Origin of the sequence: Micromonospora sp. NPDC047730, from assembly GCF_043204765.1 — a bacterium.
In the GTDB taxonomy this organism is placed as follows: domain Bacteria; phylum Actinomycetota; class Actinomycetes; order Mycobacteriales; family Micromonosporaceae; genus Micromonospora.
Map to the genome: position 1 here is coordinate 1 of NZ_JBIDCU010000003.1, position 14,264 is coordinate 14,264.

Annotated in this window: 8 protein-coding genes and 1 pseudogene; 4 read left to right on the plus strand and 5 right to left on the minus strand. The window is 76.0% G+C overall.

Annotation, left to right across the window (positions count from 1 at the left end):
- The 4 genes and pseudogenes from ACGF5G_RS09300 to ACGF5G_RS09315 form a co-directional block, all read left to right on the plus strand.
- Nucleotides 1-228 (plus strand): annotated as a pseudogene (locus ACGF5G_RS09300) (hypothetical protein); the annotation flags it as partial.
- A 151-nt stretch (nt 229-379) separates the two neighbouring features.
- Nucleotides 380-3,544: an Hsp70 family protein gene (locus ACGF5G_RS09305; RefSeq protein ID WP_393260681.1), complete on the plus strand. Its 3,165-nt coding sequence runs from the start codon at nt 380-382 to the stop codon at nt 3,542-3,544.
- A gap of 115 nt (nt 3,545-3,659) precedes the next feature.
- Nucleotides 3,660-4,886: a S8 family peptidase gene (locus ACGF5G_RS09310; RefSeq protein ID WP_393260684.1), complete on the plus strand. Its 1,227-nt coding sequence runs from the start codon at nt 3,660-3,662 to the stop codon at nt 4,884-4,886.
- Nucleotides 4,887-5,172: 286 nt separating this feature from the next.
- On the plus strand, nt 5,173-6,282 hold the full coding sequence (locus tag ACGF5G_RS09315) for an NAD(P)/FAD-dependent oxidoreductase (protein ID WP_393260686.1): 1,110 nt from the start codon (nt 5,173-5,175) through the stop codon (nt 6,280-6,282).
- Between the two features lie 55 nt (nt 6,283-6,337).
- Here ACGF5G_RS09315 and ACGF5G_RS09320 read toward each other — a convergent pair whose 3' ends face one another.
- The 5 genes from ACGF5G_RS09320 to ACGF5G_RS09340 form a co-directional block, all read right to left on the minus strand.
- Nucleotides 6,338-7,528, minus strand: coding sequence for an MFS transporter (locus tag ACGF5G_RS09320; protein ID WP_393260688.1), 1,191 nt, complete (start codon nt 7,526-7,528; stop codon nt 6,338-6,340).
- 12 nt (nt 7,529-7,540) lie between these two features.
- Nucleotides 7,541-8,398, minus strand: a complete 858-nt coding sequence (locus ACGF5G_RS09325) for a family 3 encapsulin nanocompartment shell protein (RefSeq protein ID WP_393260690.1) — start codon at nt 8,396-8,398, stop codon at nt 7,541-7,543.
- On the minus strand, nt 8,395-9,132 hold the full coding sequence (locus tag ACGF5G_RS09330) for a hypothetical protein (protein WP_393260693.1): 738 nt from the start codon (nt 9,130-9,132) through the stop codon (nt 8,395-8,397). The genes ACGF5G_RS09325 and ACGF5G_RS09330 overlap by 4 nt, the downstream gene beginning before the upstream one ends.
- Nucleotides 9,133-9,193: 61 nt before the next feature.
- A complete protein-coding gene (locus ACGF5G_RS09335; protein ID WP_393260696.1) occupies nt 9,194-10,177 on the minus strand; it encodes an aldo/keto reductase in 984 nt (327 codons plus the stop codon).
- Nucleotides 10,178-10,221: 44 nt separating this feature from the next.
- Nucleotides 10,222-13,851, minus strand: coding sequence for an amino acid adenylation domain-containing protein (locus ACGF5G_RS09340; protein WP_393260699.1), 3,630 nt, complete (start codon nt 13,849-13,851; stop codon nt 10,222-10,224).
- Nucleotides 13,852-14,264 lie beyond the last annotated feature (413 nt).

Consider the following 14,264-nt stretch of genomic DNA (forward strand, 5'->3'; position numbering starts at 1 on the left):
TCCACGGCGGCTGCTCACCACGCCTCACGGCCCGACATCGTAGATCACCCTCTACAAGGGACGAAAGACCCGAAGATCATTTTGTTAGGAACTCTTAGTGGGCCGCACGACTACGGCTTTGGCCTTTCCCGGTCTGACGGCTCCGCGATGAGCCGGCCCGAGATGGAGGAGGCCATCCGCGACTTCCTCGCCCAGATCGATCCCGCTACCGGCTACCTGGCGGAATGACGGCAACCGGCGTGGTCATGGGCGGCAGCGCCGGCCTGTAGCCACGCGACGGCCCGCCGCGCCGGGGGCCTCGGGGCGAGATCGGCACCGGTGCGGCTGCTGCGTACCATGCGGGGCCGGGCATCCCCTCGTCCCGCGGAGGTATCGGCAGATGGCAGGCCAGCACGAGGGGTACGCCCTCGGCGTCGACCTCGGCACGTCGCACACCGTTGCCGTGCTGCGCCGGCCGGACGGGCACACCCGCCCGCTGCTGGTGGACGGCCAGCCGATCATCCCCTCGGGCGTGTACGCCGACGCGGACGGGCTGCTGCACGCCGGCCGGGACGCCCAGCGGCTGGCCCGCACCGATCCGGGCCAATACGAGCCCAACCCGAAGCGGCGCATCGACGAGCCGGCGGTGTCGCTGGGCGACCGCCGGTATCCGCCGGCCGAACTGCTGGCCGCAACGCTGCACGCGGTGGCCCGGGCGGCCGTCGAGGCGGTCGGCTTCCTGCCCCCGGCGGTGCTCACCTGCCCGGCGACCTGGGACGCGGCCCGGCGGCAGGTGCTCGCCGACGCCCTGGCCGCGGCCGGGTGGCCGTCGGCGGCCGAGCACACGCTTTCCGGCCCCACCCCACCGGGCACCCGGCTGCTGCGGGAGCCGGTCGCCGCCGCCCGCTACTACACCCAGGTGTTGCGCCGGCCGGTGCCGGTGGGCGGGGCGATCGCCGTCTTCGACTTCGGCGCCGGCACCCTGGACGTCGCCGTGCTCCGCAACGAGGGCGCCGACCCATGGGGCGACTCGGGGTTCAGCGTGGTCGCCGCGGGCGGCGCCGACGACCTCGGCGGCCTGGACGTCGACGCGGCGCTGCTGGGCCGGCTCGGCGAGCTGGTCGCGGGCGACCATCCGGCGCAGTGGCAGCGGCTGGTCCACCCGCAGTCGGCGACGCAGCGGCGGGAGCAGCACGAACTCTGGGAGAACGCCCGGGGCGCGAAGGAGATGCTGTCCCGCGCGACGGCCGCGCCGGTGGCCGTGCCGGGGGTGGAGGCGGTCGTCACCCTCACCCGCGCCGACCTGGAGCGGGTGGCCGCGCCGCTGCTGGGCCGGGCGGTGACGGTGGCCCGGGAGGTGATCGGCGCGGCCGGCCTCGACCCGCAGCAGCTCGCCGGCCTGTTCCTGGTCGGCGGCGCCACCCGGATGCCGATGGTGGCCCGGCTCCTGCACGCCGAGCTGGGCGTCGCCCCGACCGTGCTGGAGCAGCCGGAGCTGCCGGTCGCCGAGGGGGCGCTCACCGACCTGCCCCTGCCCCGACGCCCCCGCGGCGCCGCCGCCTTCGCCGCGCCCGCGCAGGCCGGATCCGCCGCGCCGCCGCAGCCAGGACCAGCGCCGGCGCAGCAGCCAGGACCGGTCGCGCAGGCCGGACCGACCGCACCGCCGCAGGACGCAGCCGCCGCGCCGGCGCCGGCGTCGGCCGGGCCTACGGGCCCGGCGCAGGCCGGGTCCGGCATACCGGCGCAGCAGGCCGCCGGGCCGGCGTTGCCCCAGCCCGCCGGGCCCGTGGGCCCCACGCCGACCGTTGTCGCCGGGCCGGAGGGCGTCACGCCGGCGCTCCCCGCCGGACTGGCGCCCACCCTGGTCGCGGGTGCGTCGGCCACGCCGACCGTGCCCGCCGCGCCGGCCCCGACCACACCGTACGGACCGCCGGGAGCCGCCCCGCCCGGGAGGCCGGTGCCGGGCGCCCATCCGCCCGCCGGACACGGCCAGCACGGCGGTCACGACGGACACGGCCGGCACGGTGGCCGTGGCGGTCAGCCGTCGGGCGTGCCCGGGCCGCCTCAGGCGGGCGGATGGGCGCCCGGCGTACCCCCGGCGAGCCTGTCCGCCGGGTCGGGCGCGTCGCCGGCGGCGTGGCCGGGCGTACCCGTCTCCGGCACGCCGGTGTCGCCGCCGCCCGGCGCCGGCCCGGCCGCGCCCGCGTTCCCCCGCCGCCGGGCGCTGTGGATCACGGCCGGGGCCGTCGTCGCCCTCGCCGGCGTGGTGACCGCGGCGGTGCTCTACCTGGCCCGGGACCGCTACCCCGCCCTGGAGTTCCGGGCCGCTGTGGCCGAGGTGGAGCGGGTGGCCGCCGGGGACGACCGGCCGGAGGCGATGTTCACCGCGGTGCTCGGCGGAAGGGCGTACCTCGCGCACCCGCTCGACGACGGGCGGCTGGAGGTGGTGGCGGTCGACGCCGACACCGGCGGGGTCGAGTGGCGGAAGCAGACCGGGGCGTCCGCCGAGCGGTGGGAGCGAATCGTCGCGCTACCCGGCGCGGTGGCGGCCTTCGCCGACGCCATCGGCGACGACACCCCCCGGGACCTGGTGCTGCTCGACGGCGCCTCCGGCGCCGAGCGGTGGCGCCGGCCCGTCCTGGGCAACGACGAGGTCTTCTTCGGCGAGGACGTCGCGGTGCTGGTCGACCAGACCGAGAAGCGGCTGGTCGGGCTGCGCCTGAACGACGGCGGGGAGACGTGGACGCAGCCCAGCCCGCAGGACGAGTACGGCGGGGCCCGCACCAGCGTCCACCCGGTCACCACGGACGAGGCGCTTGGCGGCCCGGCCTTCGTCGACGGCTCGCCGCGCGACCCCTGGCGCGGCGAGGTCCGCCGGCTCGTGCAGGTTGGCGCGGACCGTTCCGTCCGGGTGGTCGACATGGGCAGCCGCCGGATCGTCCACAGCCATGCCGGCGTGGCCGACCAGGACGACCTGGTGGTGGCGCACGAGGACCGCCTCTACGTGGCCCGCGACGAGGCCGGCTACCAGTTGCTGGCGTACGACCTGACGACCGGCGCCCAGCCGAAGGTGCTGTACACCGCCACGGACGACCGCAAGCGGCCGGAGGCGCTGGTGCCGTGCGGCGAGCACCGGGCCTGCCTGCTGGAGACCACGGGCGGCGAGGACGAGAGCACCGAGGTGGTGGCGGCGACCGAGGAGAAAGTGGCCCACTGGCCGGCGCCGGAGGCGACCCGGTTGGTGCCGCTCGACGAGCACCTGCTGGTCCGGCGGACCTCCTCGGAGTCGGTCGGCACCCTGTTCGACCCGGACGGTCGCGCGGTGCTGCGGGACCGTCGGGGGGTGGCGGTCCGGCTCGACGGGGGCAACCTGCTCGTCTTCGCCGACCCGCCGAGCTCCGTCGAGGACGACCACAGCGTCGCCGGGGTGGCGGCCGGCTCGGGAGCGGTGACCGAGATGGGCGAGTTGGTGGGCGTACGCAGCGAGACGTGCTCGTGGAACACCAGCGTGATCGTCTGCGGCGCCAAGGAGGACTTCGTGATCTACCGGTTCGCCGACCGTTAGCCGAATCCCGACAGCCATTCAGATCGATCTATATAACCGATAACCTCCTCTCAACGGCCAGGCCGCCCCGCGTCCGGTCACGAGCCGGCGCGGGGCCGACAGGAGGAGGACCGGCATGACACTTCCCCGTACCCGGCGGTGGCGGGCCCGCGCGGTGGGCGTACTCGCCCTCGCCGCCGCGCTCGTCGCCACCGTGGGCACCCCCGCCACCGCGGCCTCCGGCGGCGAGATCCGGCACGCCGACGACGCGAACGCCGTGACCGACGGCTACGTCGTGGTACTCCGGGACGACAGCGTCGGCCGGCACGGCGGCGACCGGCAGGTTGCGGTCAGGAGCGTCGCGAACCGGCTGGCCGACCGCTACGGCGCCACCCTCGGCCACGTCTACGGCCACGCGCTCACCGGTTTCGCGGCGCGGCTGCCGGAGGGCGCGGCCCGTCGGCTCGCCGCCGACCCGGCCGTGGCGTACGTGGAGCGGGACCGGGTGGTCACCCTCGTCGGGCCGGGGGTCCAGCTCAACCCGCCGTCCTGGGGCCTGGACCGGATCGACCAGCGCGGCCTCCCGCTCGACGGCCGGTACGCCTACCCGAACACCGCGCACAACGTGCACGCGTACGTCATCGACACGGGCCTGCGGCGTACCCACACCGACTTCGGCGGGCGGGCCGGCGTGGGGGTGGACCTCGTCGACGGCGGCCCGGCGGACGACTGCAACGGCCACGGCACCCACCTGGCCGGCACCGTCGGCGGCACGCGGCACGGGGTGGCGAAGGAGGTCCAGCTGCGCCCGGTGCGGGTGCTGAACTGCGCCGGCAGCGGCACCTTCTCCCAGGTCATCGCCGGGGTGGACTGGGTCACCGCGAACGCAGTCCGGCCGGCGGTGGCGCTGCTGGCGCTCGGCGGCGGGGCCAGTACGGCCCTCGACTCGGCCGTGAACCGGTCCATCTCGTCCGGCGTCACCTACGTCGTCACGGCCGGCAGCTCGAACGCCAACGCCTGCAACTACTCTCCCGCCCGGGTGCCGGCGGCGCTCACCGTGGCCGGCACCACCATTACCGACGGCCGGATGCCGAGCGGCAACTACGGCAGTTGCCTCGACCTGTACGCCCCCGGCGCCAACATCACCTCCACCTGGCACGCCACCGACACGGCGGTGGCCACCCTCAGCGGCGGGTCGATGGCCGCCGCACACGTCGCCGGGTGCGCCGCGCTCGCCCTCTCGGCCAATCCCACCTGGACTCCCGCCCAGGTGGCGGCCTACCTGACCGGCAGGGCGACCACCGGGGTCGTCAGCGGCGTGGTCGCCGGCACGCCGAACCGCCTGCTCTACTGCGGCGCCTGACCCGGGAACGCCGGGGCCACCGACGCTGAGCGGGCACCGGGCATCCCGGCGCCCGCCCGCGCGACCCGTCGATCCGGCGGGCCGCGCGGGCGGATCGTCCGCCCCGAACGGTCGACACAGGCGGTCGGGCCGGGGTCGATGCGGTGCGGCACGAGGACGGTCGCACCTCCGGCACGGCGGCGGGCCGCCCGCCGGACACCGGGTACGCCTCGCCGGCGGCGCGGTGACGGCCGCACGCAACATCGATGCTTGTCGCTGGAGGCGTCTGCGGCTACCGTCGAATCCAGTGACGATCGACTATATGGTCATCGGCGCGGGCATCGCGGGCGCCAGCGCCGGACACCACCTCGCCGCGTACGGCAGCGTGCTGCTGGCCGAGATGGAACGCGTCCCCGGCCAGCACTCCACCGGCCGCTCGGCCGCCCTGTTCTCCGAGTACTACGGCGGGCCGGTGGTGCGCGGGCTGACCCGGGCCAGCCGGGGCTTTCTCGCCGCCCCGCCGCCGGGATTCGCCGACCATCCGCTGCTCACCCCGCGCGGCGTGCTCAGCCTCTGCCCGCCGGGTGCCGAGGACGAGTTCGACGCGACGCTGCGCGACGGGGCCGACGTGGACCCGCCGGCCCGCGAGATCGACCCGGCCGAGGTGACCGCGTACTGCCCGGTGGTGCGGCCGGGGTGGTGCCGGCGGGCGATGGTGAAGCCGGCCGCCCGGGACCTCGACGTCGCCGCGCTGCACCAGGGATACCTGCGGGGCATCCGCGCGGCCGGCGGCCGGGTAATGTGCGGCGCCCGGGTCCGCCGGCTGCGGCGGGCGGACGGGGCGTGGCGGGTCGCCACCGACGCCGGCGAGTTCACCGCGCGGGTCGTCGTCAACGCGGCCGGCGCCTGGGCCGACGAGGTCGCCGCGGCGGCCGGCGTACGACCGGTGGGGCTGACCCCGCTGCGGCGCACCGCCTTCCTCGTGGACGCGCCGGCCGGCGTCCCGGCGACGGACTGGCCGATGGTCAACGACGTGGCCGGCACCTTCTACTTCAAGCCGGAGTCGGGACGCCTGCTGGTCTCCCCGTCCGACGCCACCCCGGCGCCGCCCGGGGACGCCCGCCCCGACGACCTCGACGTGGCGATCGGCGCCGAGCGGGTGCAGGAGGCGACCACGCTGAGCTTCCGCCGGGTCCACCGGGCCTGGGCCGGTCTGCGGACCGCCGCCCCGGACGACGTGCCGGTGATCGGCCCGGCGCCCGACGCGCCGGACTTCCTCTGGCTGGCGGGGCTGAGCGGCTACGGCGTCCAGACGGCGCCCGCGGCCGGCGCACTGCTCGCCGCGCTGGCGGTCGATGCCCCGCCACCCGTCGACCCCGCCCCCTACTCACCCGCCCGTCCCCTCCTGGTCAGGTGAAAGGAAGGGCCCCTTCCTATGCACCAGGCGTTAGGAAGGTGCCCTTCCTTTCACCTCACGGGCGTTCAGGAGCGTGGCCGGGTCGCTGGCCGACGAGCGAGCGACGGGGCAGCATCGTCCACGCCGAGATGCCCGCCGACACCAGCGCCGCCAGCAGCATCACCTGGAAGACCGCCGGATAGCCGGCCACGCTGGCGACCAGGCCGGCCAGCGGCGCCCCGGCCACCAGGCCCAGGTCCCAGAACGACGTGAACGCGCCGAGCGCCGCCCCCTGGTGCGCCGGGTCGGTCCGATTGATCACGAGCAGGGCCAGCGCCGGAAAGAGCAGCGACAGCCCGGCGCCGATCACCAGCCCGCCGACGACCGCGACCACGAGATTCGGCGCGACCGCGACCAGGAGCAGCCCCACCGCCTCCACCAGCGCGGACACGACCGCCACCCGGCCGGCGCCGAGCCGGTCGGGCAGCCCGCCCACGAACAGCCGGACCCCGACATAGGTGAAGCCGAACGCGTTGAACGCGGCGATCCCGTTCTCGATGCCCCGGTCGGCCAGGTGCAGGGCGACGAACGCGGCCAGTGCGGCGTACCCGAACCCGGCCAGGGAGAGCGCGACGCCCGGGGCGACCGCGCTGCGCGGCAGGATGCCGGCCGGGCCCTTCGGTTCCGGCTGCTCCGGCCGGGGGCGGACGGCGACGAGCGCGGCCCCGGCCAGCGCCGCCAGGATCGCGAACAGCCACACGGCGGGATAGCCGCCCGAGGTGCGCAGCAGCACCGCGCCGAGCAGCGCGCCGAGCGTGATGCCCAGCCACATGTGGATGCCGTACAGGCCGACGACGCGGCCCCGCCGGTCGGCCGGCGCGAGCGCCACCAGCCAGGCCGCGCCGGCGGTGTAGACGGCCGCCTCCCCCACGCCGTGCAGGACCCGGACGCCGACCAGCACGCCGACGTTGCCGGCCACCAGGTAGGCCGCGGCGGCGGCCGCGCACACGGCCGCCCCGGCCAGCATCACCGTCCGGTACCCGTGCCGGTCGCCGAGCCGACCGGCGACGGGCCGGGCGATCACGGCGGAGACCGCGATCGCGGCGATCACCACGCCCACCTCGACCCGGTTGCCGTCGAGTTCGTCGAGGACGTAGAAGGGCAGCACGGCCAGGGACGCGCCGACGCCGAGCAGGCAGAGGAAGATGGCGCCGAAGAGCGGCACGATGGGCCGGTAGAACGCGAGTTTCCCGCCGGTCGTGGTCATGCGGTGACGCTCCTAGGCCGGTACGACGTGGAAGAAGTGGGTCGGCAGGTGCACGGCCAGGCCCTCGTGGATCTCGGCGCAGACGGCCGGGCCGTCGGTGGCGAAGGTGCCCGGCGGCGGGGTCGCCACGCGGATCGCGGAGCGCCCGGCGTCGAGCAGGCGCGCCGCCATCGCGAAGTCGCCCACCACCGCCTCACCCGGCGCCACCATCCGGGTACGGCTGATCAGGACGCCGTTGCGGTGCAGGTCCGCCAGCAGCGCGTCGCGCCCGAGCAGGTGGGTGTAGTAGTCCCTCGGGTTGACGATCATCGCGTGCGGGGTGGCACCGGTCTGCTCGATCTCGTCGCAGGCGGCGAGCAGGCCGGTCAGCCAGTCGTGCCGGTACGGCAGCCGCCCGATCTCGGGGTACCGCAGCAGGCCGTGCTCGCCGATGGTCAGCGCCTGGTTCTCCGCCGTGGCGAGGCGGACCAGCAGCCGGTAGTCGACGAAGACGGCCAACGCCTCCGGGTCGTCGGCGAGTTCCTCGGGGATGCGTACCCAGGCGCGGATCGGGTGCACGGCGGCCGAGGCGGTGCCGAACCGGAAGGCCGCCTCGCGGCGCAGGCCGGACTCGTGCACCGCGGCGGCCTCCCCGACGTCGGGCCGGCCCTCGCACCAGAACCGCACCGGGTCCATCCCCACGGACCGCTTGCGGAACAGGTTGCGGACGGTCACCCGGGGGCGTTCCTTGGTCGGCTGGAAGGCGTCCGTGATGGTGTAGTCGAAGCGCACCTCGGCGCCGGCCGGGTCGGCGGCGTACGCGCGGGCGAACACCTCGCCGGGCGACAGGGTCGACGACGCGGTCACGGGCGGCGCGGCGGTGGTGGTCATGAATCCTCCCCGATGGCGATGGCGTGCCGGATCAGCCGCTGGTAGAAGGGCTGGTGGTGGTCGTGGTACAAGCGCAGGGTGTCGTCGTTGTCGACGGTCACCGCGAAGGACTTGGCGACCGGCGAGAAGCCGGAGGTGCGCTCGACGTCGAGGTGCCACTTGCGGGTGCGCCGCCACTCGGCGCGCTCCCCCGGCGCCCAGTTCAGCGCCTCCGGCCGGAACGGCAGCCCCACGGCGGCGCACCAGGCCGCCACCGTGTCCGCGGGCCGGCGCAGCAGGTCCTCGGCCCGGATCACCACCGGCGGCCGGCGCGCGGTCCGGCGGACCAGGTCGAACAGCTCCCACTGGTGCTCGAAGCCGATCTCGGGGCAGGTCACCGTGGGCTTGATGGCGTAGTGCGAGCTGATCGTGCGGGCCGGTTCCCGGACGATGAAGGTGTGCGTGACGTCGGCGATCGCCTCGGGATCGTCGAACAGGTGCCGGTACCGGTACTCGAGGGTGTCCTTGACGAAGACCGTCCGGTCCCGGCCCAGCCCGGTCAGGTGCGCGACGACGTCGGCCGGGTCGGTCACGGTGACGGCGCCGCCGTCGGCGGTGGGCAGGTCGACGTGCCCCTCGTCGACGAGGGTGACCAGCGGCTCGTGCACGACCGTCACGTCACCGCGGGCGATCATCATGCGCAGGAACGCGGTGGAGAGCGCCCGCGGATGCGCCCACATGGCGATCACCGGCATGCGGACGCCCCGTACCGCGTCGCCCGCCGGACCGGCGCGCCGCCGAGGTGGTGGACGGGCCTCACTGGGACCACCAGGTCGGCTTGCGGTCCCAGCGGTGGTCGCGCAGCCGGTCCAGCAGCCCGGCGTCCAGCGGCGCGCCGTCGCTGACGGCCAGGTTGGCGCGGACGTGCTCGACGCGGCGCATGCCGGGGATCACCGTGCTCACCGCCGGGTGGTGCAGGATGAACCGCAGCGCCAGCTCCGGCATGGTCGTCCCCGGCGGCACGTCGGCGGCCAGCCGCTCGGCGCGCTCCACGCTGGGCAGCAGGTTCTCCGGGCCGAAGTACGTGCTGCGCCAGTCCTCCTCCGGCCACGTGCTGTCGGCGGTCAGCCTGCCGGTCAGCGTCCCCTCGTCGAACGGCACCCGGGCGATGATCCCGATGTCGTCGCGCTGCGCGCGGGGGAACAGCTCGTCCTCGGGCGCCTGGTCGAAGATGTTGTAGATGACCTGGACGACGTCGATCAGCCCGGTGTCGAGGGCGGCGTGGCAGTTCGTCGGCTCCCACCGGTTGACGCTGATCCCGACGCCGTCGACGAGGCCCTCCCGCTTGAGGTCCGCGACGGTCTCCTGCCAGCGGCCGTCGGCCGCCCAGCGGTCCTCCCAGACGTGGAACTGGAGCAGGTCGATCCGGTCCACGCCGAGGTTCTCCAGGCTGTGCCGGGTGTACTCGCGGATGTGGTCGGCCGGGAAGACGTCGTCCAGGGTGTCCTGCGGGCCGGGCGGCCACTCCCGGTTCTTCGGCGGGATCTTGGTGGCCAGGTAGAGCCGGCGGTCCGGGTGCCGGCGCACGAGGGCGCCGAGCAACCGTTCGCTGACGCCCCGCCCGTAGACCCAGGCGGTGTCGAAGAAGTTGCAGCCCCGTTCCACCGCCTCGTCCAGGCAGGCCGGCGCGGTGTCGTAGTCCCAGCCGGTGAAGCCGCCCGGTCCCCCGCCGATGCCCCACATCCCGTACCCGACCTCGCTGACCTGCCAGCCGAGCCGACCCATCCTGCGGTATCGCATTCCACTCCCTCGTCCGTGCCGATCGCCGCGCCGAGCGCGGCTGGTCACCCTGGTCCGGCCGGCAGCAGCAGCCGGTCGGTCGCCCGTCGCTCGTGCTCGCCCAGCCACGCCCGGTAGGCGCCGACGGACGGCCCGAGCCGGTGGTCGGTGAAGCCCCGGCGCCGTTCCAGCTCGGCGCAGCCGTCGCGGCGGAACAGCCGGGGGTTGTCGGTGAGCAGCGTCGCGAAGACCGCCCGCAGCCGCTCCTCGTCGGCGCCGGCCCCGGCCGGGAACAGCGCGAGCAGCACGGCGGCGGCCCGGTCGCCGTCGGTCGCCGCCTCGCGCAGCGCCGCCACGAAGCGCACGCAGCTCACCCGGGGCAGGGCGTCCGCGCCGGCCAGCGGCAGGTCGGTGAAGTCGACGCTCACCGGGTGCAGGACGTGCAGCGCGCCGCCCCACAGCCGCGGGTCGACGACGGCGGCGACGATCCGCCGCGCGGCCCAGTCCACCGGCGTCCAGTCGGAGCGGACCGACGCGTCGGGACGCATCCGCAGCCGGTGGCAGGCGGCCAGCAACAGGTGGGTCAGCGCCCGGGGGTTGGGCTGCCCGTCGTCCGCGGCGGGCATCACCTCCCCGAGACGCAGCACGGTGACGGTCGCGCCGCGCCGCCGGGCCTCGGCGAGATACCGCTCCGCCACCCACTTCGACCGGCTGTAGCCGCTGGTGGGCGGGACGACGAGGGCCGGGTCGCACCCTTCCGGCAGCGGGTCGGGGCGGCGGGCGGCCTCGGTGTCGAGGACGCCGAGGGTGGAGACGTGGTGCAGCGGCTTCGGCCGGCCGGTCAGCGCCAGCCGGAGCAGCTCGGCGGTGCCGAGGACGTTCGCCTGGCGGTGGGCCCGGTAGTCGAACAGGAAGTTGACCAGCGCCCCGGCGTGCAGCACGAGGTCGCAGTCGTGGGCCAGCCGGGCCCAGGTCTCCGGGTCCAGGCCGAGGGCGGGGCGGGCCAGGTCCGCGGCGTAGCCGTGCAGGCGCAGGCCGTGGCCGGGCCGCCACAGGCCCCGCTCGGCCAACGCCCGGACGACGCGTGCGGTGGCCTCGGCGTCGTCGGCGGCCCGCGCGAGGCACAGCACCCGGACGTCGGTGGTGGCGAGCAGTTCGTGGACCAGCCGCGCGCCGACGAACCCGGTGGCGCCGGTGACCAGGACGGTGCGCGGCGACCGGCGCCGGGCGACGGGGCGCACCGGCAGGTCGGCCGGGACGGCCGCGTCGCGTTCCACCAGCTCGGCCTCGGTCTCGGCGGGGTCGGCCGCGCGCAGGCGCGCCGCGACCACCCGGGCGAGCCGGGCGGCGGTGGGGTGGGCGAAGAGGTCCTGGACGCCGACCCGGACGTGGTGGTCGGCGCCGAGCGCGGTCACCACGTCGAGCGCCTGGAGCGAGTCGCCGCCCGCGTCGAGGAAGTCGGTGTCCGGGTCGAGGTCCGGCCGGCCGAGAACGGTCCGGAACACGGCCAGCACCCGGTCCGGCAGCGTACGCGCCTCGGCGCGCGCGGCGGCCGCCCGCGCCCGCTCGGCGAGCGTACGGTCGAGCCAGGTCTCCAGGGCCCGCCGGTCGACCTTGCCGTTGCCGGTGAGCGGCAGCGCGTCCCGCACCACGACGTGCCGGGGCACGTGGGGCCGGGGCAGCAGCCGGCGCAGGTGCGCCCGCAGCGCCGGCTCGGTCACCTCCGGGTCGGCGGCGACGAAGAGAGCCAGCGACTTCCCCCGGCCCTCCCGGGCGAGGAGGACCTTCGCCTGCCGCACCCCGGGCAGCCGGGTGGCGGCGGTCTCGATCTCGCCGGCCTCGATCCGGACGCCGTTCACCTTGAGCTGGAAGTCGCGCCGGCCGACGAAGTGCAGTCGACCGTCGGCGGCGAGACGGCCCAGGTCCCCGGTGCGGTAGAGCCGGGTGCCGGGGATGCCGGGCAGCGGGTTGGGGACGAACACCTCGGCGGTGCGGGCCGGGTCGCCGAGGTATCCCCCGCCGAGGCAGACCCCGCCGATGACGATCTCGCCGGTCGCGCCGGGCGGCAGCGGGCGCAGCCCGGCGTCCACCACCGCCGCGTAGCAGTTGTCGATGGGCCGGCCGATGGGGATGACGTCGCCGTCGGACCGGGTGACGGTGTGGAAGACCATGCCGATGGAGGCCTCGGTCGGGCCGTACCCGTTGGTGGCCGACACTCCCGGCACCAGGTCGGCCAGGCGGTGCACCGCCCACGGGTCGATCTCCTCGCCGCCGACGATCACGTGCCGCAGCGTGGCGACGGCGCGGCGGGCCGCCGGGTCCCGGTCCAGGACCGACACCAACGCGCCGAGCACGCTCGGCACGAAGTCGGTCATCGTGACGGCCTCGTCGGCGATGGTGCGGACGGTCCGTTCGACGTCGAGGAAGCCGCCCTCGACGGGCACCACCACCCGGCCGCCGGTGGTCAGCGGCCAGAACATCTGCCACACCGACGAGTCGAAGGTGTGCCGGCTGTTCTGCAGCACCACCTCCGCGCCGGTGGCCGCGAAGTAGCGGGTCATGAACCGGAACCGGTTGGCGATGCCGTCGTGCCGGTTGACGGCGCACTTCGGGGCGCCGGTGGTGCCGGACGTGAAGATGCCGTAGATCAGGTCGCCCGGGCCGACGGGCGTCCGGGGCCGGCGGCGGGTCGGGGTGATGTCGTCGAGGTCCACCGGCAGGCAGGGAACGCCCCCGGTGTCGGGACGCGGGTCGCCGCCCCGGACCACGGCGAGCCGGGGCCGGATCACCGCCAGGGACGCGCGCAGCCGGTCCGCCGGCCAGCCGGGGTCGACGGGCACGAAGGCCGCGCCGAGCTTCATCAGGGCCAGGTCGACGACGGGGAGTTCGAGGCCGTCGGCGAGGAGCACGGGCACCACGTCGCCCCGCCCGATCCCCCGGGCCGTGAGGGCGGCGGCGAAGCCGTTGGCCAGGTCGTCCAGTTCGCGGTAGGTCAGCGAGCGCCCCCGGAACGACACCGCCCGGCGCTGCGGATGCAGGTCGACGCGGTGTTCGATCATGCGCGGCACCGCCACGAAGGGCCCGTCGTCGTGCCGGCGGCCGGCCCGCTCCACCAGCGCCCGGGAGGCGGGCCCGAGGGCCGGCGCCGCCGACGTGGGCGACGCCGGGTCGGCGAGCAGGGCGGCGAGCAGTTCGGCGTACATCTCCGCCACGGCGGCGGCGTCGGCCGACCACGGATCGTCGGCGGCGCAGCGGAGCACGACCGCGACCGTCGTGTCGGTGACGTCGGCGGTGAGCAGCACGGGTGGCGCGCCGGCGGACGGTGCCGGCGAGCCTCCGTCGAGGAGCACGAGGACGTGGTCGACGCCCTCGTGGTCGAGCGCGGCGGCGCACGCGCGGACCATGGCGCGCGCCCGGTCGCCGGGCATCCGGTGCAGGTCCGCCGGCCAGACCGGCAGGTCCAGCACCTCCGCGCCGGCCCGGACCCGCACCGGTGCCTGGCGGCCCAGGCGGTCGAGCAGTTCCACGGCGGCCAGGGCGGCCGTGGACACCCGGTCGCGGCTGCCGCCGGTCGCGCCGCCCGGGTCGGCCGCGGGGTGCGGCCCGGTGGTCGCCGGGCGGGTGGCGGTGTACCGGTACGTGGACCCGTCCGAGACGGGGACCGGTGCCGCGGACCCGCTGTCGCCCGACCTCATCGCGCCTCCTGTCCCGAGCCCGTGCGGCCGTCGGTCGCAGCCGCGGAGGGAGCTGTGCCGACCCGCCGCACGCCGACAGTGATCGGCGTCGGTCGATGGAGGGCCGCTGGTCATGGACACTAGAGGGCTGATCGACGGTAGGGAATATGCAACTTTCTGCTACATCGATGATTGTCACTTGCCTGCGTCGGCGGCGGTCGCCGCGCCCCCCGGACGCGCGACCGCCCGGGAAACCGGCCCGCGACCAGCCGATCCTCCGGACCCCGCCGGCCGGGCACGACGATTCCGCACCCGCCGCCGCTCGGGCGGCCGGGGCCGGGACGGGGCCGCGCGGCACGCACTCGTCACCCGATCGGGCAGGGCGGATCACGCCCGGTAGTCGGCGTCGCGAGGGCGGACACGCGCGGGGACCC

What these genes read in the sequence shown, in the direction of transcription:
- ACGF5G_RS09305 (WP_393260681.1), top strand. Translation starts at nt 380, where the DNA reads ATGGCAGGCCAGCACGAGGGGTACGCCCTCGGCGTCGACCTCGGCACG.
- ACGF5G_RS09340 (WP_393260699.1), bottom strand. Translation starts at nt 13,851, where the DNA reads ATGAGGTCGGGCGACAGCGGGTCCGCGGCACCGGTCCCCGTCTCGGAC.
- ACGF5G_RS09330 (WP_393260693.1), bottom strand. Translation starts at nt 9,132, where the DNA reads ATGCCGGTGATCGCCATGTGGGCGCATCCGCGGGCGCTCTCCACCGCG.
- ACGF5G_RS09320 (WP_393260688.1), bottom strand. Translation starts at nt 7,528, where the DNA reads ATGACCACGACCGGCGGGAAACTCGCGTTCTACCGGCCCATCGTGCCG.
- ACGF5G_RS09310 (WP_393260684.1), top strand. Translation starts at nt 3,660, where the DNA reads ATGACACTTCCCCGTACCCGGCGGTGGCGGGCCCGCGCGGTGGGCGTA.
- ACGF5G_RS09335 (WP_393260696.1), bottom strand. Translation starts at nt 10,177, where the DNA reads ATGCGATACCGCAGGATGGGTCGGCTCGGCTGGCAGGTCAGCGAGGTC.
- ACGF5G_RS09325 (WP_393260690.1), bottom strand. Translation starts at nt 8,398, where the DNA reads ATGACCACCACCGCCGCGCCGCCCGTGACCGCGTCGTCGACCCTGTCG.